This window comes from Burkholderia sp. Ax-1719 (genome assembly GCF_011753055.1).
GTDB lineage: Bacteria > Pseudomonadota > Gammaproteobacteria > Burkholderiales > Burkholderiaceae > Paraburkholderia.
The window spans coordinates 31,193-53,313 of the sequence record NZ_VWWJ01000017.1 but is presented as its reverse complement, the minus strand read 5'-3'; the positions used below and the strand labels follow the sequence as shown (position 1 = coordinate 53,313).

Annotated in this window: 15 protein-coding genes; 5 read left to right on the top strand and 10 right to left on the bottom strand. The window is 64.6% G+C overall.

The window, feature by feature from the left end:
* Positions 1-151: 151 nt before the first annotated feature.
* On the top strand, positions 152-1,099 hold the full coding sequence (gene panE, locus F3J17_RS24260; protein ID WP_167064928.1) for a 2-dehydropantoate 2-reductase: 948 nt from the start codon (positions 152-154) through the stop codon (positions 1,097-1,099).
* Between the two features lie 24 nt (positions 1,100-1,123).
* Here the strand turns inward: panE and rsmA are convergent, their stop codons facing one another.
* From rsmA to F3J17_RS24240, 4 genes are all read right to left on the bottom strand, one after another.
* Positions 1,124-1,972 carry a 16S rRNA (adenine(1518)-N(6)/adenine(1519)-N(6))-dimethyltransferase RsmA gene (gene rsmA / locus F3J17_RS24255; protein ID WP_167064925.1) on the bottom strand — a complete coding sequence of 283 codons (849 nt, stop codon included), beginning with the start codon at positions 1,970-1,972 and terminating at the stop codon, positions 1,124-1,126.
* Between the two features lie 9 nt (positions 1,973-1,981).
* Positions 1,982-3,007, bottom strand: a complete 1,026-nt coding sequence (pdxA, locus tag F3J17_RS24250) for a 4-hydroxythreonine-4-phosphate dehydrogenase PdxA (protein WP_167064923.1) — start codon at positions 3,005-3,007, stop codon at positions 1,982-1,984.
* A 22-nt stretch (positions 3,008-3,029) separates the two neighbouring features.
* Positions 3,030-4,403 carry a peptidylprolyl isomerase gene (locus F3J17_RS24245; RefSeq protein ID WP_345891242.1) on the bottom strand — a complete coding sequence of 458 codons (1,374 nt, stop codon included), beginning with the start codon at positions 4,401-4,403 and terminating at the stop codon, positions 3,030-3,032.
* A gap of 110 nt (positions 4,404-4,513) precedes the next feature.
* Positions 4,514-6,901, bottom strand: a complete 2,388-nt coding sequence (locus tag F3J17_RS24240) for an LPS-assembly protein LptD (RefSeq protein ID WP_167064919.1) — start codon at positions 6,899-6,901, stop codon at positions 4,514-4,516.
* A gap of 257 nt (positions 6,902-7,158) precedes the next feature.
* Here F3J17_RS24240 and F3J17_RS24235 point away from each other — a divergent pair, with 257 nt between their 5' ends.
* Both F3J17_RS24235 and murU read left to right on the top strand, forming a co-directional pair.
* Positions 7,159-8,208, top strand: coding sequence for a phosphotransferase (locus F3J17_RS24235; protein WP_167064917.1), 1,050 nt, complete (start codon positions 7,159-7,161; stop codon positions 8,206-8,208).
* 30 nt (positions 8,209-8,238) lie between these two features.
* Positions 8,239-8,952: an N-acetylmuramate alpha-1-phosphate uridylyltransferase MurU gene (gene murU, locus F3J17_RS24230; RefSeq protein WP_240161148.1), complete on the top strand. Its 714-nt coding sequence runs from the start codon at positions 8,239-8,241 to the stop codon at positions 8,950-8,952.
* A gap of 530 nt (positions 8,953-9,482) precedes the next feature.
* Here the strand turns inward: murU and F3J17_RS24225 are convergent.
* Positions 9,483-11,363: an ABC transporter ATP-binding protein/permease gene (locus F3J17_RS24225; RefSeq protein WP_167064915.1), complete on the bottom strand. Its 1,881-nt coding sequence runs from the start codon at positions 11,361-11,363 to the stop codon at positions 9,483-9,485.
* Between the two features lie 257 nt (positions 11,364-11,620).
* Here F3J17_RS24225 and F3J17_RS24220 point away from each other — a divergent pair, with 257 nt between their 5' ends.
* The gene (locus F3J17_RS24220; RefSeq protein WP_167064913.1) at positions 11,621-12,013 is read left to right on the top strand and encodes an acyl-CoA thioesterase; all 393 of its coding nucleotides are present in this window, start codon (positions 11,621-11,623) and stop codon (positions 12,011-12,013) included.
* A gap of 31 nt (positions 12,014-12,044) precedes the next feature.
* Here F3J17_RS24220 and F3J17_RS24215 read toward each other — a convergent pair whose 3' ends face one another.
* Both F3J17_RS24215 and F3J17_RS24210 read right to left on the bottom strand, forming a co-directional pair.
* On the bottom strand, positions 12,045-15,677 hold the full coding sequence (locus tag F3J17_RS24215) for an EAL domain-containing protein (RefSeq protein WP_240161147.1): 3,633 nt from the start codon (positions 15,675-15,677) through the stop codon (positions 12,045-12,047).
* Positions 15,678-15,872: 195 nt separating this feature from the next.
* A complete protein-coding gene (locus tag F3J17_RS24210; RefSeq protein WP_167064911.1) occupies positions 15,873-16,355 on the bottom strand; it encodes a nitrate reductase associated protein in 483 nt (160 codons plus the stop codon).
* A 239-nt stretch (positions 16,356-16,594) separates the two neighbouring features.
* Between F3J17_RS24210 and fdhD the strand changes: the two genes are divergently transcribed.
* Positions 16,595-17,401, top strand: a complete 807-nt coding sequence (gene fdhD / locus F3J17_RS24205; protein ID WP_240161151.1) for a formate dehydrogenase accessory sulfurtransferase FdhD — start codon at positions 16,595-16,597, stop codon at positions 17,399-17,401.
* 12 nt (positions 17,402-17,413) lie between these two features.
* Here the strand turns inward: fdhD and F3J17_RS24200 are convergent, their stop codons facing one another.
* From F3J17_RS24200 to F3J17_RS24190, 3 genes are all read right to left on the bottom strand, one after another.
* The gene (locus F3J17_RS24200) at positions 17,414-18,184 is read right to left on the bottom strand and encodes an enoyl-CoA hydratase (RefSeq protein WP_167064906.1); all 771 of its coding nucleotides are present in this window, start codon (positions 18,182-18,184) and stop codon (positions 17,414-17,416) included.
* 109 nt (positions 18,185-18,293) lie between these two features.
* Positions 18,294-19,493, bottom strand: a complete 1,200-nt coding sequence (locus tag F3J17_RS24195) for an acetyl-CoA C-acyltransferase (RefSeq protein ID WP_167064903.1) — start codon at positions 19,491-19,493, stop codon at positions 18,294-18,296.
* A gap of 34 nt (positions 19,494-19,527) precedes the next feature.
* Positions 19,528-21,969 (bottom strand): 3-hydroxyacyl-CoA dehydrogenase/enoyl-CoA hydratase family protein, encoded by a 2,442-nt coding sequence (locus F3J17_RS24190; protein ID WP_167064899.1) that lies wholly within the window; start codon positions 21,967-21,969, stop codon positions 19,528-19,530.
* Positions 21,970-22,121: the final 152 nt, after the last annotated feature.

Here is a 22,121-nt window from a genome sequence, read left to right as displayed (position 1 = left end):
GGGCCGCTGGCGCGCGCGAGCCGTCTCCGGCAAACCGGCCCGATTTGTTCTAGGATGATCGCCATCCCGAAATGGCCGTGCGCGCAGCCACGCAACAGGCAACGCCGTGCAGCCAGTTTTGCGAACGACGACAGAAAACATAGGAGTGGACATGCGGATTCTGGTAGTGGGTGCAGGCGCGACGGGCGGCTATTTCGGCGGGCGGCTTGCCGCCGTTGGGCGCGACGTCACGTTTCTGGTGCGCGAGGCGCGCGCGGCGCAATTGCGCGCCGATGGTCTCGTGATCCGCAGTCCGGCCGGCGGCGATCTGACGCTGCGCGATCCGCAGACGCTCACGCGCGAAGCGCTCGCCGCGCCCGGCGTGCAGCCCTTCGATCTCGTGCTGCTGAGCTGCAAGGCCTATGACCTCGACGACGCGATCGAATCCTTCGCCGCCGCCGTCGGTCCTGAAACGGTGATCCTGCCCCTGCTCAACGGCATGCGCCATCTGGATATCCTGCAGGCGCGCTTCGGCACCCAGGCGGTGCTCGGCGGCGTCTGTCTGATCGCCTCGACGCTCAATGAGAAGCGCGAGATCGTCCATCTGAATGACGCCCATGCGATCACCTTCGGCGAACTCGGCGGCGGCGTCTCAGCGCGTGTGGAAGCGATCAGCGCGGCGTTCAGCAACGCCGGCTTCAACCTGAAGGCGAGCGAGCGCATCCTGCAGGAGATGTGGGAAAAGTGGGTGTTTCTGGCATCGCTCGCGGGCAGCACGTGCCTCTTCCGCGCGCCGGTGGGCGTCATCGTCGCTACGCCAGACGGCGCGGCAACGGTCGAGCGTCTATTCGCGGAATGCCGCGCCGTGGCCGCCGAACACGGTCATGCGGTGCGAGACAGTTTTCTCGAACGTTCGCGCTCGATGCTGTTCGCAACGGGTTCGACGCTCACGGCGTCGATGCTGCGCGATGTCCAGAACGGTTCGCGCATCGAGGCGGATCACATCCTTGGCGATCTGATCCGCCGTGGCGGCGCGGCGCAACGCGCGTCGAGCGAGCTGTCGGTGCTGCGCATCGTCTACAGCCAGCTCAAGGCTTACGAGGCGCAGCGCGCCGCCTAAGCCTTGCCCCAAGGAAAGCGGCGCTCACTGCGGCGCCGCCTCTCCTGCCGCTGCGCCCAGCGCTTGCGCGACGCGCACGTATTCCTCGACCGGCACATCCTCCGCGCGACGCTGGAGATCGAAACCCAGCGCGTCGAAATCCACGCGCTCGCGGTAGTCGGCCAGCGTGTTGCGCAGCATCTTGCGGCGCTGCGAGAACGCCGCCGTCACCATCTCGCCGAGAATCTTCTCGTCCACCTTCGGCAACTCATGCGGCGCGAACGGAATCATCCGCACGATCGCCGAATCCACCTTCGGCGGCGGCTGGAACGACTCCGGCGGCACGTCCAGCACCTTGTCCATCACGTAGCGGTACTGGAGCATCACCGTCAGGCGGCTGAACGCCTTGGTGCCCGGCTCCGCGATCATGCGCTCGACCACTTCGTTCTGCAGCATGAAATGCTGGTCGATCACACGTTCCGCGAAAGTGGCGAGGTGAAACAGCAGCGGGCTGGAAATGTTGTACGGCAGGTTGCCGACGATGCGCAGCGACGGCTTGTCGCCCGGCGCCGCCAGCGAGCCGAAGTCGAACGCGAGCGCGTCGCCCGCATGCAGTTCGAGCAACGGCCCGAACTTCTTCGTCAGACGTCCGATCAGGTCGCGGTCGAGTTCCACCGCGTGCAGCGGCGCTTCAGGCGTGGACAGACGCCCGATCAGCGGCTCGGTGAGCGCGCCCAGACCCGGGCCGATCTCGACCATGCGTTCGCCGCGCTGCGGGCGAATGATGTCGACGATCGAGTCGATAATATGCGTATCGACGAGGAAGTTCTGGCCAAAGCGCTTGCGCGCGAAGTGGCCCTGATGTTTGCTGCTGGCTTTGCTGCTATTGGACATCTTGATCTTCTATTGAATGGCGCGACGGTGGCGCGCCATCGAAACGGCGGTGTCGATGGCGGCAATCAGGCTGCCCGCGTCCGCGCGGCCAGTGCCGGCGAGGTCGAGCGCGGTGCCATGATCGACCGAAGTGCGCACGATCGGCAGGCCCAAGGTCACGTTGATGCCTTCGCCGAACGTCGCGTATTTCAGGACCGGCAGGCCCTGATCGTGGAACATCGCCAGTACGCAGTCGGCCTCGTTGAGATAACGCGGCTGGAACAGCGTGTCGGCGGGATACGGGCCGCGTGCGTCGATGCCTTCGGCTGCGGCTTTGGCCAGCGCGGGCGAAATCGTGTCGATTTCCTCGCGGCCCAGATAGCCGTTTTCGCCCGCGTGCGGGTTTAGACCGGTGACAAGGATGCGCGGCGTCGGCACGCCGAAATGCTGACGCAGATCATGATTAATGATGCGCAGCGTTTCCAGCAAGCCGTCGATGGTGATTGCAGCGGATACGTCCTTGAGCGGCAGATGCGTGGTCGCCAGCGCGACGCGCAAGGGCCGCGCGCCCGTGCCCGCCAGCATCATCACCACGCGCGGCGTGTGAGTGCGCTCAGCGAGGTATTCGGTGTGGCCGGTGAAGGACACGCCCGCGTCGTTGATCGTGCTCTTTTGCAAGGGCGCAGTGACGATGGCGTCGAATTCCTGCGCCACGGCGCCGTCGATCGCGCGGTCGAGCAGCGCGAGCACATAGGGGCCGTTGGCGGCATCGAGCTTGCCAGCTTTCGCGGGCGCGGCGAGCGCCAGATGTTCGACGCTCACCTTCTGGGCTGCCTGCACAGCCGCCAGATCGACGCCCACTGCGCCTGCGCGCGCTTCGAGCAGCGCACGGTCGCCGAGTACGACGAATTCGGCATCCGGCCAGTGCGCCGAAGCGCCCGCCAGCGCCGCCAGCGTCAGCTCGGGGCCGACACCGGCGGGCTCGCCGGTCGTGATGGCAATACGGATCGGCCGCGGTCCCCGCGGCGCTGAAGACGAAGATGCGGGGACATTCACGGCGCGGTTCCTTTCAGGCGGATCAGTGTTGCTGCGGCGGCGTCATGCCGCTGATCTTGTAGTCGACATAGGCCGTGTCGCGCAACTGGCGCAGCCAGTCGGCGTAAGCCTGTTCGGCCTTGCGCTGACCGATGGCCTGGCGCGCGAGATCCATCTGCTGCGCCACCGAGCCTTCCGCTTCGCGGCGGCCAAGCACCTGGATCAGGTGGTAGCCGTATTCGGTGCGCACCGGCTCGCTCAACTGGCCGTCCTGCAGCGTGTTCATGGCACGCTCGAATTCAGGCACCGTCTCACCCGGGCTGATCCAGCCGAGGTCGCCGCCCTGCGAAGCCGAACCGTCCTGCGAGTAGGTACGCGCGAACTTGGCGAAGTCGCCGCCGGCCGCCACTTCACGGCGGATTTCTAGCAGCTTCTGGCGCGCCTGCGGTTCCGACATGCCGTCGCCCACGCGCAGCAGGATGTGGCGCACGTGCGTCTGCGTGAGCTGCGGCGCGGCTGCGCTCGTGCCCTGCCCTTGACGGCGCTCAACCAGACGGACGATTTCAAAGCCGTCGTTGGTGCGGATCACGGCCGGATTCACTTCGCCCGGACGCAGCGTGGAAGCGGCCGTCACCCATTCCGGCGGCAGCTTCGACGGCGACAGGAAGCCCATGTCGCCGCCCTTGCTGGCGTCGGCGGCCTGCGAATTCGACTTCGCGAGGCTTGAGAACTTGCTGCCCGACTGCGCTTGCTTGAGCAGCGCATCAGCCTTCTTCTGCGCGGCTTCGATGTCGGTTTCCGACGCGTTCAGCGGCGCCTTGATGAAGATGTGCTCGAAGTGCAGGTCGCTTTGCTGACCGGCGTTCGGGCCGCGCTGGCTGGCGATGTAGTTCGCGACTTCGGCGTCCGACACCGAAATCTTGCTGTCCACTTCCTTCTCGCGCAGCTTCGAGAGCGTCAGTTCCGTGCGTGCGTCCTTCGTGAAGGTCGACCACGGCACACCGGCGGCTTCGATACGCGTGCGGTAGGTATTCAGGTCCATGCCGTTGGATTGCGCGAGGCGCTCAAGCGTGCGGTTGACCGCCGCATCGTCGACGGTGATGCCGTCTTCCTTGGCTTTCTGGAGCTGGATGCGTTCGAGCACCATCTGGTTGAGCACCTGGGCGCGCAACTGGTCAGCCGGCGGAACGGGCGCGTTTTGCTGGCTCAGGCGGCGCGAGATGAGCGCGACGCGTTCGTCGAGCTCACGCTGTGTGATCACGCCGTCATTCACGACAGCGGCGATCAGATCGACCGTCTGGCCGCTGCCGCTCATCGAAAGCTGCTGCGCATAGGCCGGGGCTGCCGGCATCATGCCTGCGACGGCGAAGAGACTCGCAGCGTACGCTGCCAGGCGAAGCTTTTTCATGATTCCCACAGATACTCCAAAGTTGGCGGGCAGCTTCGCCCGTCTCTAAGCACCGACCCGCGCTGCACCGGAGCGCGGCGATTCGAACTGTCGAAAAGCCGCATCAGCCGGATCACGCGTTATTGATAATCCGTGAATCGCGACGGCGCCGGCGGCTGACCAGGCAGCTGCGTGTAGCCCGGCACGCCGGCACGGAAGGCTGCAACCAGACCGTTGTCCACGTTCGACAGGCCCTTGAGCGTGAGCTGCGCAAGGAAACGCGTTGCCGAGTTGTTGCCGCCCGTCGTGTTGATCCCGTTCGCATAGCGCTGGATGCCGATACCGAGCGCCCAGCAATCGGCGTCGTACTGCATGCCGAGCAGACCGTCGACGATTCTGTGACCGTTCAGATCGTAGTTGAAACGACCCACCGCGAACACCCGATGCGAGAACGGCCATTGAGCCGAAATCAGAATCTGGTTGATCGGCTGGTTGTCCAGCGTGCTGCTGTTCTCGCGCGTGTAGCGGTACGCGACATTCAGCACGCGGCTCGGGCCCGGGCTGTAGCCGAAACCGACGCTCGCTTTCTCCAGCTGGTTGTCGTCCGCATTATATTGGAACGCAGTTTCCGACGCGAAACCGCCCCCGATCTTCAGCGACATGCCCGCGATCAGGTCCGAATGCGCCGCGCCGGTGGTCGACGGATCGCCCGTCAGCGTGACACGCTGGTCGCGGAAGTAGTACTGCTGCGCAAGCACGAAGCGCGCGCGCTCGTCGCCCGACGCCGCGTCGATAAAGCGCGTCGTCAGGGCGGCGGTGATGCGGTTCGCGTCCGCGATGCGGTCGTCGCCGACGAAGGTGTTCGGCGTGAAGATTTCCGCGAGCCCGAAGTCGGCTTCTGCGGTATCGAACAACGGTGCGTCCGCCTGGTTGCGATACGGCGTGTACACGTAGTACAGGCGCGGCTCCAGGGTCTGGATGTAATCCGTGCCGAAGATGTGCACCGAGCGGTCGAACACCAGCCCCGTATCGAAGCTGAAGGTCGGGATCGATTCGGTGAAGCTCTTGGGCGTACCCGCGGGCGAACCGAAGGTCGTGCCCGGCGTGCCGATATTGCTCAGGTTGTACGACGCGAAGTGCCATTGCACCTTCGGCGTGACGAAGTAACCCGGCCCCGTAAGCGAGTACGACAGATACGGATTGAAGACGACGCGATCACCTTCGGTCGCGTCTTCCGTGGTGATGCGAAAGCGCGAGTAATCGGCTTCCGCGCCGTAGTCGAAACCGTCAACGTTGTACTTCGCGTACTTCACGTTCAGTTCGGGCTCGCGGCCATACGGCGCGACTGACGGCGCCAGCGTCTGCCAGTGCTGCCAGCGGCCGAGCACGGACCACGGACCGTTGTTGTATGTGACGCCCGCTTCCTGCTGATACAGCATCTGCGTGCCGTTCAGGAACTGGTTGGCGGGCGACGCAAGGTCTTCCGGATAGGTATTGTCCGAGACCTTGTTGTAGTAGATGTAACCGCCGAACCCGTTGCCGAAGTTCTGGTTGTGCTGGATGAACAGCGCGTAGCGGTTGGTCTTCGTGATCGCGTCGTCGGGCAGGAACGTGCCGGTGATCGAGCCCGAGTAATTGCTCGACAGATACCGGTAGGTGCCCTGCAGGAACACGCCGCGCTTCGAGATCAGTTCGGGCGTGAACGTGAAGTCGCGGTTCGGCGCGATGTTGAAGTAATACGGCAGCGAGATTTCGTAGCCGTTGGTCGAACTCACCGAGAACGTCGGCGGCAACAGGCCGCTGCGGCGGTCGCCCGAGAGCGGGAACGAAATCCACGGGCTCGCGAAGATCGGCATGCCCTGGAAGAACAGCACGCTGTTGTGCGCCACGCCTTCGTCGGCGCCGGTGTCGAAGTCGAACTCGGTGCCTTTGATGTACCACGCCGGATCGGTCGAACACTGGCAGGCCGTGTAGGTGCCGTTCGTGAGCACGGAGCGCTCGTTGTCGAGCATGTCCGCGCGCTCGGCGCTGCCCGAGCCGCCTGTGACCGTAAAGTGATACTTCGGCGTGGTCATGAAGCCTTCATTGGCTTCGACCTTCAGGTGCGCTTCGGGGCCGGCAAACGTCGCGCCGTTCTGCACCACCACCACCTGGCCGTAAGCATCGGCCATGTCGGTGTCTTCGTCGTAGTGGAGCGCATCGCCCTTGACGATGTTGGTGCCCTGGCGCAGTTCGGCTGAGCCCTTGACGGCGGCGTCGGTGCCCGACGTGCCGGTGGTCGAATCGCCGAGTACGAAGGTCGCCGGATGCTGGCCTGGCGCGTTGGGCGTGTCGCCGAGCTGGGGAGCCAGGCGCAGGCTCCACGCGTCGTCCAGCCGCTCGGCCTGCGCGGCTGCGCCCGAGAGCTGGGCGTGCGCGAACGCGGGCATGAAGCCCGGCACGGCCACGAGTGCCGCGATGAGCCGCCGCTTGCCCGGCACGCCGTCGTCACTGTTGGAGATCGTCTGGAAAAACTGTCTGGGCGGCATGTATGGTTTTGGCGTATCGGCCCGGCCGGATGCCCATGATGGCTGACTTGCCGGCGTTCAGCGCGCTCCGGGCGAGAAACCGGAACCACGTCGATCGAGGCAAGGTTGCGCGCATTTATTTACAATTCATCGGACGATGGACTGAAGATAAGTGCGGCAGGCGAACCGTCATGCAGGCTTTGGCGCGAGTCGCGTCAAAAAAGTCGTGGGGTATTATATGGCAAGACGTTGATCCACTGATTTTGCCTCTGGTTTACATGACCTTCTCCGAGCCGTCCTCCCCTGCCGACGCCCGCCGCGACCAGCTCGCCGCCTGGCTTGCCGGCCACGCCGCCACCTACGCCCTGGATCTTGCCACGCTCGCCCCGGCCTCCGCCGACGCGAGCTTCCGGCGCTACTTCCGCCTCGCAAGCGCGGGCCAGCACGGCGCAACGCTGATCGCCGTGGACGCCCCGCCGCCCGAAAAGTGCCGCGAATTCGTCGAAGTCGCCGGCCTGCTCGAAGCTGCGGGCGTGCATGTGCCGCGCGTGCTCGAAGTCGATCTGGACGCCGGTTTCATGCTGGTGACCGACCTGGGCACGGCGCCCTACCTCCAGGCGCTCGTCGAAGCCGGCCCCGGCCCGCGCTCGCGCGAGCTGATGCGCGACGCCATCGACTCGTTGATCCGCTTCCAGGCCAGCTCGCGCGAAGGCGTGCTGCCGGCCTTTGACGAAGCCTTCCTGCGCCGCGAAATGGAACTGATGCCCGAGTGGTATCTGGAACGGCACCTGGGCCGCAAGATCGACGACGCCACCCGCGCGATGCTCGACCGCACCTTTGCGCTTTTGATCGCGAGCGCCCGCTCGCAGCCGCAGGTGTTCATGCTGCGCGATTACATGCCGCGCAACCTGATGATCGCGACGCCCAATCCTGGCGTGCTCGACTTCCAGGACGCCGTGTACGGGCCGATCACCTACGACATCGCCTCGCTGATGCGCGACGCCTTCCTGAGCTGGGACGAAGAATTCGAACTGGATTGCTTCGTGAGCTACTGGGAACGCGCGAAAAAGGCCGGCCTGCCCGTCGATCCGGACTTCGGCGAGTTTTATCGCCAGCTCGAATGGATGGGACTGCAGCGCCACATCAAGGTACTGGGACTGTTTTGCCGCATCAACTATCGCGATAACAAGCCGCATTACATGGCCGACCTGCCGCGCTTCCTGGACTACGCGAGCAAGGTGGCGCACCGTTATAGGCCGCTCGCGCCGTTCGCGCGTTTCCTGGACGAGCTGCGGGGCACGCAGACTGAAACCGGCTATACCTTCTGAGCGCGTTCAATTCATGACGAGGATGAACCGATGACGCCCGCCCGCACGGCAATGATCTTCGCCGCCGGGCGCGGCGAGCGCATGCGACCGCTCACCGATACCTGCCCCAAGCCGATGCTCGAAGCGGGCGGCAAGCCCCTGATCGTCTGGCAGATCGAAAGGCTGGCTGCGGCGGGCTATACGCACATCGTCATTAATCATGCTTGGCTGGGGGAGAAGATCGAGGCGGCGCTCGGTGATGGTGCGCGATATGGCGTGCAATTGCTGTATTCGGCTGAGCGCGAGGCGCTGGAGACGGCTGGGGGTATTGCGCAGGCGTTGCCGTTACTTGAGCTGGACGGCGCGCCGTGCGTGTTTCTTGCTGTCGCCGGTGATGTGTTTAGTGACTTCGATTTCGCGCGGCTGGATGAGCCGGCTGCGGCACTCGCGGCGCGTGATGAGCCGGGGATGCATCTGGTGATGGTGCCGAATCCCGCTTTTCATCCTCGTGGGGACTTCGCGCTGGGGGCTGATGGGGTGCTTTCTGCTGAAGGTGATGAGCGGCTTACCTTTGGCAGTATTGGGCTTTATGACTCGCGGATGTTTCGGGATCTGGAACCTGGTACGAGGCGGGCGCTCACGCCCTACTACAAGGCCGCGATTGCCGCGCGGCGTGCGACCGGCGAGCTTTTTGAAGGGCGATGGGAGAATGTGGGGACTGTGGCGCAGTTGGCTGCGCTGGATGCTGAGCTTCGGGGTGGTTGATGCTGGGGTTGGCATTTCCTTGATTTGATTTCGGTCTGCCAGTGTTGCCCCTGTGCGGGGCGGCACTTACTTTCTTTGCCGCGGCAAAGAAAGGTAAGCAAAGAAAGCCGCTAACACCGCCAATGTGACGCCGTCCACCACTCGCCCACCAACAGAGTGGTGACTGGACATTGCGCGCACCACGCGCCCAATAACGAAGTGACAAGGCAGTCATTCATCCCGTTGCTCGCTCCGCTCGCAACGGTTCGGTATGCGAAGGAAAGCGCAAACCTTCGGTTTGCGTTATGCCCGACGGGGCGCGAAGCGCCCCCGGATGTGCGGGTGGCACCACTCTGTTATTAGGCCAGTGGTGCGGGCGCTGCCCGGGCGCCACTCCGTTTTGGGGCTGTAGGTGTACCGCGAAGCACTGGCGGTGGTAGCGGCTTTCTTTTGCCCACTTTTCTTTGCCGCTGCAAAGAAAAGTGGGTGCCGCCCCGCACAGGGGCAACGCGTGCATACCGAAATCAAATCAAGGAAATGCCAACACCGCCTTAGGACCGCTCAGGAGCATGCTCAACATCAGGCGCGACAGTAGCGCGCTGCTGCTGCAACTCCCACATCTGCGCATAAAGCCCCTGCACCAACAGCAACTCAGCATGGGTCCCACGCTCAACAATCCGCCCACGATCCATCACAATAATCTGCTGCGCATGCACGACAGTAGAAAGCCGATGCGCGATCACCAGCGTAGTCCGCTCCCGAGCAATGAGATCAAGCTCCTGCTGAATAGCCCGCTCCGACCTCGAATCCAGCGCCGAAGTAGCCTCATCAAACAGCAAGACAGGCGGATTCTTCAGCAGCGTCCGCGCAATCGCCACCCGCTGCTTCTCCCCACCCGATAGCTTCAACCCACGCTCCCCAACAGCCGTCTCATACCCCTTCGGCAAGCTCTCGATAAACGCATGAATATGGGCCGCCCGCGCCGCCGCAATCACTTCGTCGCGGCTCGCCGTAGGCCGCCCATAAGCAATGTTGTAGTAAATCGAATCGTTAAACAGCACCGTATCCTGCGGCACGATGCCGATCGAAGCGCGCAGCGAATCCTGCGTCACATCACGAATATCCTGTCCATCGATCGTAATCGCGCCACCCGATGCGCGATCGAGATCGTAAAAGCGGAACATCAGGCGCGCGAGCGTCGACTTCCCCGATCCGCTATGCCCGACCACAGCCGTCGTCGTCCCCGCCGCAATCGTGAAACTCACGTCATGCAGGATCTGCCGCGCCGGCTCATACGCGAAATTCACATGCGAAAACCGCACCTCGCCGCCACGCACGGCAAGCGCGCGCGCATCAGGCAAATCGGGCACTTCGCGCTCGACGGTGAGCAGCGTGAACATGCGATCCATATCGGTGAGGCTTTGCTTAAGTTCGCGGTACACCACGCCCAGAAAATTCAGCGGGATATACAGCTGCAACATGAACGTGTTGATCAGCACCAGATCGCCCAGCGTGAGCTTGCCCGCCATCACGCCTTGCGTCGCGCGCCAGAGAATAAACACCAGCCCCGTGCCGATAATCGCCTGCTGCCCAAAGTTCAGCGCCGACAGCGAATGCTGCGACTTGATCGCCGCAGCCCGATAGCGATGCAGATTCTCGTCGTATCGGCGCGTCTCCCACTCTTCGTTGCCGAAGTACTTCACCGTCTCGTAATTGAGCAGCGAGTCGATCGCACGTGAATTGGCGCGCGAATCCAGCTCGTTCATCGTGCGGCGGAAATGCGTGCGCCACTCGGTCACCTTCACCGTGAAGACAATGTACGCCACCAGCGCGCACAGCGTGACGAGCGCGTAGTACGCCTCGTATTTCACCGTGAAAAAGCCCAGCACGAGTCCGACTTCCACGAGCGTCGGCAAGATGCTGTAAAGCGAATACGAGATCAGCTGCGTGATGCCGCGCGTGCCGCGCTCGATGTCGCGCGACATGCCGCCCGTCTGCCGGTCCAGATGAAAGCGCAGCGACAGCGCATGCAGATGGCGGAACACCTTGAGCGCAAGCTGGCGCACCGCGCTTTCCGTCACCTTCGAAAAAAGGATTTCGCGCAGTTCGGTGAACAGCGAGGTCGATAGCCGCACCGCCGCATACGCGACCACCATCAGGCCGATGCCGCCCATCAGGACGATACCCGGTGCGTGCTCCGCGCGGCCGAGCGCGGTGAGATGCTGCACGGGCGCCAGACCGTCGACGATATGCTTCATCACGATCGGCACACCCAGATTGGCGACCTTCGCGCCGATCAGGCAGGTCAGCGCGAACGCGACACGCCATTTGTACGCAGTGATATACGGCAGCAGCGAGACGATGGTCTGCCAGTCGTTGCGCGGGCCGGTGGCGGCAGGCGCGGGTTCGTTGGAGGCTGAAAAGCGGCGCATGGGCATTGAACGCGCCACGCAGGCGAATGCGCGACACGGCGAGTATGGGGGATGCAAAAAACGGCTAATGACGGGTTAGGCGTGAATGTCTACTCCAGCGCGCAGGCCTGCTGGCCTACCCGCTGCGCATGGCGCTTTCCCGTACAATTCCTGATCGCTGTATTGTCGCAGAAGGCGGCATGCGCCGCTGGGCGCGCCCGAACCGCGGGCCTCGCGCTGCACTGCCGCCCCGCTTCTGCCCTTTTTCTGGATTCCCCATGACCGACTCTTATCCGCTTCCCCAGAAGTCGCCGGCGCTGCGCGTCGTGCCGCAGCCTTCGGACGCCAACGTCCACGGCGACGTGTTCGGCGGCTGGATCATGTCGCAGGTGGACATCGCCGGTTCGATCCCGGCCAGCCGCCGCGCCAACGGCCGCGTCGCGACCGTCGCGGTGAACTCGTTTCTGTTCAAGCAGCCGGTGTTCGTCGGCGATCTGCTGAGCTTTTACGCCGATATCGTCAAAACTGGCACGACGTCGGTGACCGTGCAGGTCGAGGTCTACGCGCAGCGCATGCGCCTGCAGGAGGAAGTCGTCAAGGTCACGGAAGCGACGCTCACCTACGTGGCGACCGGCAACGACCGCCGTCCGCGCCCGCTGCCCGCCGCGTAACACGTCCCAGCGACATCGGCGCGGCCCGACCTCAAGTGGTGGTCGCCCAGGCGAGTCCGGCGCCCTCTTCCCAGGCCGCGCTCGCCGACAACAGCGCGGCTACCTCCGGCCCCGGCAACGGCGGCGCGAAGAAGTAACCCTGCAACTCGTCGCACGCGCGTTCGCGCAAGAATGCGAACTGCTGCGACGTCTCCACGCCTTCCGCGATCACCTGCAGCCGCAACTCGTGCGCGAGCGCGATGATGGCCGCCGTAATGGTTTCGTCGTCGGTGCTGGTGCCGATATCGGCCACGAAGGAACGGTCGATCTTCAGCCGATCCACCGGCAGACGCTTCAGATAGCTCAGGCTCGAATAGCCGGTGCCGAAGTCGTCGATGGCAATGCCCACGCCCTGCTCATGCAGCGCGTTGAGCATCTGCACCGCTTCTTCCGTGTTGCGCATCAGCGTGCTTTCGGTGAGTTCGACTTCGAGCCAGCACGGGTCGAGCCCCGTCTCCTTCAGCACGTCGCTCACCTGCTGCGAGATGTCGCGCTGATGGAAAGTCTTGGCCGACAGATTCACCGACACACGCACGGGCGGCAATCCCGCATCCTGCCATTCGCGATTCTGTCGGCAGGCCTCGCGCAGCACCCAGTCGGACAGCGGCCCGATCAGCCCGCTTTCTTCGGCCACCGGAATGAACTGCGACGGCGACACCAGACCCGCTTCCGGATCGTGCCAGCGCACCAGCGCCTCCATGCCGACGATGCGTCCGCTCTCGATTTCCACCTGCGGCTGGTAGTGCAGCAGGAATTCGCTGTCGCGCAGCGCGCGACGCAGACGCCGCTCCAGATTCATGCGCGCGCCCGCCGCGGCGTTCATCTCCGGCTCATAGAACTGGAAGGTGTTGCGGCCCAGTTCCTTGGCGCGGTACATCGCCACGTCAGCCTTCTTGAGCAGCGCTTCGGCGTCGTTGCCGTCCTGCGGGAACACGCTCGCGCCCATGCTGCAACCCACGTACAGCTCGGTGCCGTCGATCATCACCGGCTCCGAAATCATCGCGCGCGCCCGCTCCATCCAGCCGATCAGCGATTTTTCGTCGATGGTGTCGGTGAGCACGATCACGAATTCGTCGCCGCCGTGGCGCGCCACCGTGTCGCTGGTGCGCGTGCAGCGCGTGAGGCGCTCGGCCACCACGCCCAGCAGCCGGTCGCCCACGCTGTGGCCCAGGCTGTCGTTGACGTTCTTGAAACCGTCGAGGTCGATGAACACCACCGCCACGCCGCGCTCGTGACGCTGCGCCGCCACCAGCGCCTGTTGCAGGCGGTCGCGCAGCAGATTGCGGTTGGGCAGCAGCGTGAGGCTGTCGTAATTCGCCTGATATTCGAGCTGCTCCTGATAGCGGATCAGCTCGGTCACATCGTTGATGATGCCGATGTGATGCGTGATGCGGCCGTCGAGATCGGGCACCGGCGCAATCAGCAGTTGATTCCAGAACAGCGCGCCGTCCTTGCGGTAATTGCGCAGCACGGCGCTCACTTCGCGGTTGCCGATCAGCGCCTGGCGGATCGCGACGAGCCCGTCCTGATCGCGGTCATCGCGTTGCAGCAGGCGGCAGTCGAGGCCAATCACCTCGGCGGGATCGTAGCCGGTGATGCGGCGGAACGCCGGATTCGCGTACTCGATCAGATTGCTGCCGCCGGGTCCTGGCCCGGTGATCAGAATCGCGTTCACGCAGGCGTCGAGCGCGCGGCTTTGCAGACGCAGCGCGAGGTCGGCACGCTTGCTCTCGGTGGTATCCGAATACGTGCCGAGCACGCCCATCACGCGGCCATCGCCGTCGAGCAGCGGCAGTTTGCTGGTGATCGTCGTGCGGTGCAGGCCGTCGATCGTCAGATCTTCTTCGTAATTCAGGCGCGGCAAGCCGGCGTCGATCACCTCGCGATCCTGCGCGCGCATGGTGTTTGCATAGGCGCGCCACGGCAGATCGTCGTCGGTACGGCCGACGATCTGTTCGGGATACGACAGCCCCGCGTCGCGCGCGAAGGTCATGTTGCAGCCCAGATAGCGCGATTCGGCGTCCTTCCAGTAGATGCGCTGCGGGATGTTGTCGATCACCGTTTCGAGCATCTGGTTCGAGCGCTGCGCTTCGACTTCGGCCTTGATCTGCTCGGTAACGTCGTCGGCGAGCACGAATACCGCCGCACGGCCCATGAAGGTGAGCACGTGGTGCGAAATATCCACGCTGACGAGCGTGCCGTCGCGGCGCGCGTGATGCCAGATGCCGGCCATCGTGCGCACGTTCGGCGTGATCATGTCCGAGCGCGCGAGATGCTGTTCGAGCCGCGAGACATCCTCGTTCGGGCGGATGTCGCGGATCGTCATATCGAGGAATTCTTCCTCGCTATAGCCGTACTGCTGGATCGCGGCCGCGTTGACGGCGAGAAAGCGCAGCGTTTCGCGGTCGAACACGTACATCGGCACCGGATGGGCGTCGAACAGGCCCTGGAAGCGCTCGTTGCGCGTGCGCATGCCGGCGAGCGCGCGCAGCTTTTCGCGCGCGGCGTTTTCGCGTGCGCCGAAGGTGTAGATGAGGAGCGTCGCGCCCGCGAGCATCGTCACGATCAGCAGGATCGAGGCGCGGCTGCCCGCCCGCGTCGATTCGGCCAGCGCGGCCGCCAGCGCGAGATCCTGCTCGCCTTGCAGCGCCGAGAGCTTGGCGTCGACACGATCGACACGGGTGTCGAGGCGGATGTATTCGTTGGCAATCCACGCGGCGGTGCCGAATGGAATGGCGATGGACGCCTGCGGCGTGTTTGCCGCGGCTGCGCTGGCCGTATCTGCGGAGGCGGCGAGCGAAGGTGCGTTCGCTTCATTCGGCGCTGCGCCCGATGCGGCGGCGTACGGTTCTGCCAGCGAACCCGACGCAGCGGCCAGCGGCGCGGCCGGACTGGCATACGGCGCGGCGAGATTCGCGTTGGCCACCGTCCCCGACGCATACGGATCAGCGAGATTTTTTGCGGCCTGCTGCCCGCCCGAACTCGCCGCATACGGCGAAGACAGATCGTGCGGATGCGCCTTGTGTGCGTGCGCTTTGCTCATGCCGATATGCGCCGCCACGCCCATGAACTTGCCGCGATGCAACGTGCGCGCGGGCGCGTTGCCCGTGTTGGCGTTCGGTGCGGGCGCGGCGGGCGCAGCCACACCCGAAGCCGCACTCGCAGGCACTGCCGCCGCTGCCGCAGCCGATGCCGCTGCCGCACTCGCCTGCACACGCGCATCGGCGACGCGCTGTTCGGCGCGCGCCAGCGTCTCGTCGATCTCGCGGGCAAGCAGGATGCCTTCGGTCGCGACCGCGTCGAAGCGGCGCGCGAGCGCCGGATCGCTCGCCAGTTCGGCGTGCAGCGCCTGCGCCGTATCGTCGAGTTCGGCGGCGCGGCCTTCGCGCGCGTCGGCGGATTCGGCGTCGCCATCGGAGCCGAATCGGCCTAACGCGGCAAGTCCCCCGCCCAGCAAGTCACGAAAATGGTCCAGATCATGGCGCACACGGGCGGCCTGCGAGGCGCGCTGGTCGATTTCGCGTTGCCCGCCAATCTGCGTCCATGCCACGAAAGCGTTTGCGCCGACGGCTGCCACCACCACCACGAGGTTGATGAGGTGCCGCTTCGAAAAATGAAGGTTCATGAATGCCGGAACGTCGTTCGTCGCCGTACGGCGGGCATGGGATGAATGCTAACGACCTGCGCGCTACAGGCTGGCGCGCGATGCGCCCTTCCGGATAACGGCACTTAAAGGCAAGGCTTGAGGGGAAATTGCCGAATTTCGTCTGCGCGGGGCGGATTTAGGGTGAACGCTCTAAACCGGCCGCCCCGACATCGATCAACGCGGCACAGCCAGGCCGAACTCCCGCATCGCCGGAACGAAATCGTGGTTGGCCTCGGGCTTGCGTGCGAGCTTGGCCAGCACGTAGCGCTGGAACGGCGCGAGCTGCGCCCAGTCCTCGATGCCGGGCGTCTGCAGGTTCGCGAGCGTCGCCTGATTGCCGATGCCGTTCGGCACGGCGTTGACGTCGCGCCACGCGGGCGCTTCCTCGGGCGAGAACCATTCCGGCTCGACATTGGCATGGGTACGCAGCATTTCGAACAGCGCGTGATCGAAGTTCGGCTCGATTTCGGTGTCTTCGTCGACGGGAAAACGCGCCAGCAGGCGGCGGTCCTCGTAAGGCAGCAACTGCCACTGCGCCAGCGAGATGCGCAGCCCGAAACGGTCCAGGTTGAAGCGCACGCACATGGGGATGAAAGTGAGATCCTCGGATGAGACGACCTCGAACTGGAACAGGAGCGGAGCTTCGGTCAATGCCATGGCGTTAATCCTCGCGAAGCGGGCCGGGGCGAAGGGTTTATGCGAAATATGCCCGCTTGAGGTATTTTAGAACCTTCCGCGCCGGGGGCCGGCCAGCCTGCAAAGGTTGCCACCGGCCCGCCGCCGCGCCACGCCTTGCCGCACAAGCTTCACTGGAGTTTCGCTTGAATTCCCCGCTCTCCCCCACCACGCCCCCGCATCACGCTCAAGACAACGAAGAGCAGTCCGGCGCACAAGCGCTGCGCGTGCATCGCCATCGCGGCGAAAGCGTCGAAACGCGCGACGACCACGTCGGCCAGGAATGGCCCGTCGCGCTGGTGTTCAACGGCATCTCGCATGCGGTGATGATGTGCACGCCGCGCGATCTGGAAGCCTTCGCGGTGGGTTTTGCGATTTCGGAAGGCATCGTCGGGCGCAATGCCGATATCCAGGATATCGAGGTGTATTGGCACGCCGAAGCGGAGATCCCGCACGCCGAAGTCCATCTGACGGTCGTGCAGCAGGCCTTCGTCGAACTGAAAGAGAAGCGCCGCGCGCTGGCCGGACGCAGCGGATGCGGCGTGTGCGGTATCGAGAGCATCGACCTGCTCGATCTCGAACCCGAAATCGTGCCCGATACCGGCTTTCTCGCGCGTCTCGCGCCCGATGCGATCGCCCGCGCCGCGCGCGAGTTGCCGCAGCATCAGGCGCTCACCAAACTCACCGGCGGGCTGCATGCCGCCGCCTGGTGCGATGCCGATGGCCAGATCCTGCGTGCCTTCGAGGACGTCGGGCGCCACAATGCGCTCGACAAGCTGATCGGCCAGCTGGTGCTCGATCGCGCCGATACGCAGCAGGGCTTCGTGTTCCTCTCCAGCCGCGCGAGCTACGAGCTGGTGCGCAAGGCCGCGCGCGTGGGCATGCCGATGGTGGCGACCATTTCCGCGCCCTCCTCGCTGGCGATCACGATCGCGAAGCGCGCCGGACTGCGGCTGGTGAGCTTTTGCCGCGAGTCCGGTTTCGTCGATTACGACACGGCGGCGAGTGCGACGACCAGCGCCGCCTGATCGCGCTAGCGCTTAATCGAACTGCCGGAAATCCGGCTTGCGCTTTTGCAGGAAAGCCGTGAACGCCTCGCGCGCTTCGGGCGCGAGCAGCATCTTGCCGAAGTGCACCGACTCTTCGCTCATCTGCGTCTTGATCTCGTGCTCGCCTGCGCGCTTCATCAGCGACTTGGTGACGCGCAGCGACGACGCCGGCAGCGACACCAGCTTCGCCAGTTGCGCGCTAACAAACGCTTCCAGTTCGGCTGCCGCCACGACGCGGTTCACGAAGCCCATGCGATGCGCTTCCGCCGCATCGAAGCTCTCGCCGAGCAGCAGCTTTTCCGCCGCGCCCTGATAGCCCGCAATGCGCGGCAGCAACAGCGACGAAGCCGCCTCCGGGCACAGGCCCAGCTGCGCGAACGGCATCGCAAAGCGCGCCGTATCGGCCGCATAGACCATATCGCAATGCAGCAGCAGCGTCGTGCCCACGCCGATGGCCGCGCCCGCGACCGCCGCGACCAGCGGCTTCTCGAACGCCGCGATGGTATGCAGGAACGTCATCACGGGCGAATCGCCGCCGGTCGGCGGGTTCTTCAGAAAATCCTCGATATCGTTGCCAGCGGTGAAGATTTCCGCGTGGCCGCGCAGCAGCACGGCGCGCACGCCGCCATCTTCTTGCGCCGATGCCAGCGCATCGGCCATCGCCTGATACATCGCGGGCGTGAGCGCGTTCTTGCGCTCCGGGCGGTTGATGGTGATCGTCAGCACGCCGTTTTCGCGTGCGATCAGGATTTCGTTGCTCATTGTCTTGTCTCCTTGCTTTGCCACTTCGCAGCCGGATACGAAAAACGGTTCGCAGACCGTCAAGCCTGCGAACCGTGTCGATTGCTTCAAGCGCCAGCGCCCGAACGCGTTACAGCCGCTCGATGATGCCTGCCGCGCCCATGCCGGTGCCGACGCACATCGTCACCATGCCGTACTTGTAGTTGCGGCGGCGCAGGCCGTGCACCACCGTCGACGCACGAATCGCGCCCGTTGCGCCCAGCGGGTGACCCAGTGCAATCGCGCCGCCCAGCGGATTGATCTTCGACGGATCGAGGCCCAGATCCTGGATCACCGCCAGCGATTGCGCGGCGAATGCCTCGTTCAGCTCGATCCAGTCCAGATCGTCCTGCTTCAGGCCCGCGGCCTTCAGCGCTGCCGGAATCGCTTCCTTCGGGCCGATGCCCATGATTTCCGGCGGCACGCCGCGCACCGCGAAGCTCACGAAGCGCGCGAGCGGCGTGAGGTTGAACTGCTTGAGCATCTTTTCCGAGACGACGATCAGTGCACCCGCGCCGTCCGAGGTCTGCGAGCTATTGCCCGCCGTCACCGAACCCCTGTTGGCGAACACGGCGCGCAGCTTCGCGAGGCCTTCGAGCGTGGTGTCCGCACGCGGGCCTTCGTCCAGCTCGATCAGGCGTTCCTTCACCTTCACTTCGCCGGTGGCGAGATCCGGGAAACGCTCGCTGAGCATGTACGGCGCGATTTCGTCCTTGAACTCGCCCGCCTGTTGCGCAGCCAGCGCGCGGCGGTGCGATTCCACCGAGAACGCGTCCTGCGCTTCGCGGCTGATCTTCCAGCGCTCAGCGACTTTTTCCGCCGTCAGACCCATGCCGTAAGCGATGCCCACGTCTTCGTTGCGATCGAAGATATGCGGCGAGAGCGACGGCTTGTTGCCCATCATCGGCACCATGCTCATCGATTCGCAGCCGGCGGCGATCATCGCGTCCGATTCGCCGACGCGAATGCGGTCCGCCGCCATCGCCAGCGCCGTCAGGCCCGAAGCGCAGAAGCGGTTGACGGTCACGCCGCCCACGCTCTGCGGCAGGCCCGCGAGCAGCGCGCCAATACGCGCCACGTTCAGGCCTTGCTCGGCTTCCGGAATCGCGCAGCCGACGATCGCGTCTTCGATCACGCTGGTGTCGAGGCCAGGCACCTGCGCCACGGCCGACTTGATCGCGTGCACCAGCAGCTCGTCCGGGCGCGTGTTCTTGAACACGCCGCGCGGCGCCTTGCCGATGGGCGTGCGACTCGCGGCGACGATGTATGCATCCTGCAACTGTTTGCTCATCTTTGACTCCAGTATCTCGTATGCGTCGTGCCGCTTAGTTGCGCACCGGCTTGCCGGTTTGCAGCATGCCCATGATGCGTTCCTGCGTCTTTTGCGTGCCGAGCAGATCGACAAAGGCGCGGCGCTCCAGCGTGAGTAGCCATTCTTCGTCGACCAGGCTACCCGCTTCGACATCGCCGCCGCACACCGCTTCGGCGATGCGGCCCGCGATCAGGTAATCGTGATCGCTGATGAAGCGGCCATCGCGCATGTTGACGAGCGACGCCTTGATGGTCGAAATCGCCGAGCGGCCCGCCACCGGAATCTGCTTCGCGCGCAGCGGCGCACGGTAGCCCGATGCGTTCAACGCACGCACTTCCTTCTTCGCCGTGTCGAGCAGTTCGAACACGTTGAAGACGATCGTGTCCGACGGCTTCAGATAACCCATCGTGCGCGCTTCGATCGCCGAACCGGAAACCTTGGCCATCGCCGCGTTTTCGAACGACTTCTGCAGGAAACGCAGCAGGTCGCTGGGCACGGCGCCGATCTGTGCGGCCGCTTCGGCTGCGCGCACGGCCGCTTCCTTCAGACCGCCGCCCGCCGGCACGAGGCCCACGCCCACTTCCACCAGACCCACATAGCTTTCGATGTGCGCCACGCGCTTGGCGCTGTGCAGCATGATTTCGCAACCGCCGCCGAGCGCGATGCCCGACACGGCCGCCACGACCGGCACGTTCGCGTACTTCACGCGCATCATCGTGTCCTGGAACTTCTTCACGAACGGCTCGATGCCCTTCGCGCCGCCCATCATGAAGGCCGGCATGGCTTCTTCGAGGTTCGCGCCCGCCGAGAACGGGCCGCCCGGCGCGCCCAGCTTGAGCGACGTCGGTTGCCAGATCACCACGCCCTTGTAGCCGTCTTCGGCGATATCGATCGCTTTGGACAGCGAATCGAGCACGCCCGGGCCCATCGTGTTCATCTTGCTCTTGTACGAGACGATCACGACATCGTCCTCGCCCGCGCGGTCATCGACCCACGCGCGCAGATGCTCGTTCTCGAACAGCGTCTTGCCGTAGGTCTTCGGATCGCGCGCACCCGATTCGCCGAACAGCGCGGCGCGGAACACCTGGCGCTCGTAGACCGGCAGCGTCGAGCGCGGCTCGAAGCGTGCAGCCGCAGGCGACCACGAACCTTCCGCACCGTGCACGCCGCCATTCGCGGCGACCGGGCCTTCGAACACCCAGGCCGGCAGCGGCGCGCTCGACAGCGTCTTGCCCGCGTCGATGTCTTCCTTCACCCACTCCGCGACCTGCTTCCAGCCTGCGGCCTGCCAGCCTTCGAACGGACCTTCGTTCCAGCCGAAGCCCCAGCGGATCGCCAGATCGACGTCGCGCGCGTTATCGGCGATCGATTCCAGATGCACGCCGATGTAATGGAACACGTCGCGGAAAATCGACCACAGGAACTGCGCCTGCGGGTGCTGCGATTCGCGCAGCAGCTTCAGACGTTCAGCGGGCGGACGCTTGAGGATGCGGCCCACCAGATCGTCGGCCTTCGCGCCGCCGTCCACGTACTCGCCGGTGTTGCCGTCGAGCACCTTGATGGCCTTGCCTTCCTTGCGATAGAAACCGCCGCCCGTCTTCTGGCCGAGCGCGCCCTTCGCCACCAGACCCGCCAGCACGGCCGGCGTTTCATAAACCGCGAAGAACGGATCGTCCTTCAGGTTGTCCTGCATCGTCTTGATGACGTGCGCCATCGTGTCGAGGCCCACGACGTCCGCCGTGCGGAACGTCGCCGACTTCGCGCGGCCCAGACGCGCGCCCGTCAGATCGTCGACTTCGTCGAAACGCAGTCCGAACTTCTTCGCTTCGGTGATGACCGCGAGGATCGAGAAAATGCCGACGCGGTTGGCGATGAAGTTCGGCGTATCCTTCGCGCGCACCACGCCCTTGCCCACCACGCTCGTGAGGAACGATTCGAGCTGGTCGAGGATTTCAGGCTGCGTGTGCACGGTCGGGATCAGCTCGACCAGGTGCATGTAGCGCGGCGGATTGAAGAAGTGCACGCCGCAGAAGCGCGCCTTGAGGTTGTCGTCGAAACCTTGCGACAGTTCCGTGATCGACAGGCCCGAGGTATTGCTGGCGAAAATCGCCTTCGGACCGAGGTGCGGCGCGACCTTCTTGTACAGGTCGTGCTTCCAGTCCATGCGCTCGGCGATCGCTTCGATCACCACGTCGCATTCCGCCAGCTTCGCGATATCGTCTTCGTAGTTCGCGGGCGTGATGTACTGCGCGTCGTCCTTCACGCCGAACGGCGCGGGCGACAGCTTCTTCAGCGTCTCGATGGCCTTGAGCGCGATGGCGTTCTTGGGACCTTCCTTCGCGGGCAGATCGAACAGCAGCACGGGCACGCGGGCGTTGATCAGGTGCGCGGCGATTTGCGCGCCCATCACGCCGGCGCCGAGCACGGCGACCTTGCGAATATTTAGATTGCTCACGTTGTTCCTCCAGCGGATATGCAATGTCGAGCGAAACGGGAAATAGCGGGATGTTTTTGCGGCGCGGACCGGTGTGTTGTTCTTCTAACCGGTGCGCCGCTTGAGAGATTCGGTGTTGAGTGGTGCGCTCGCCCGAAGGCGCAGCGCACCAC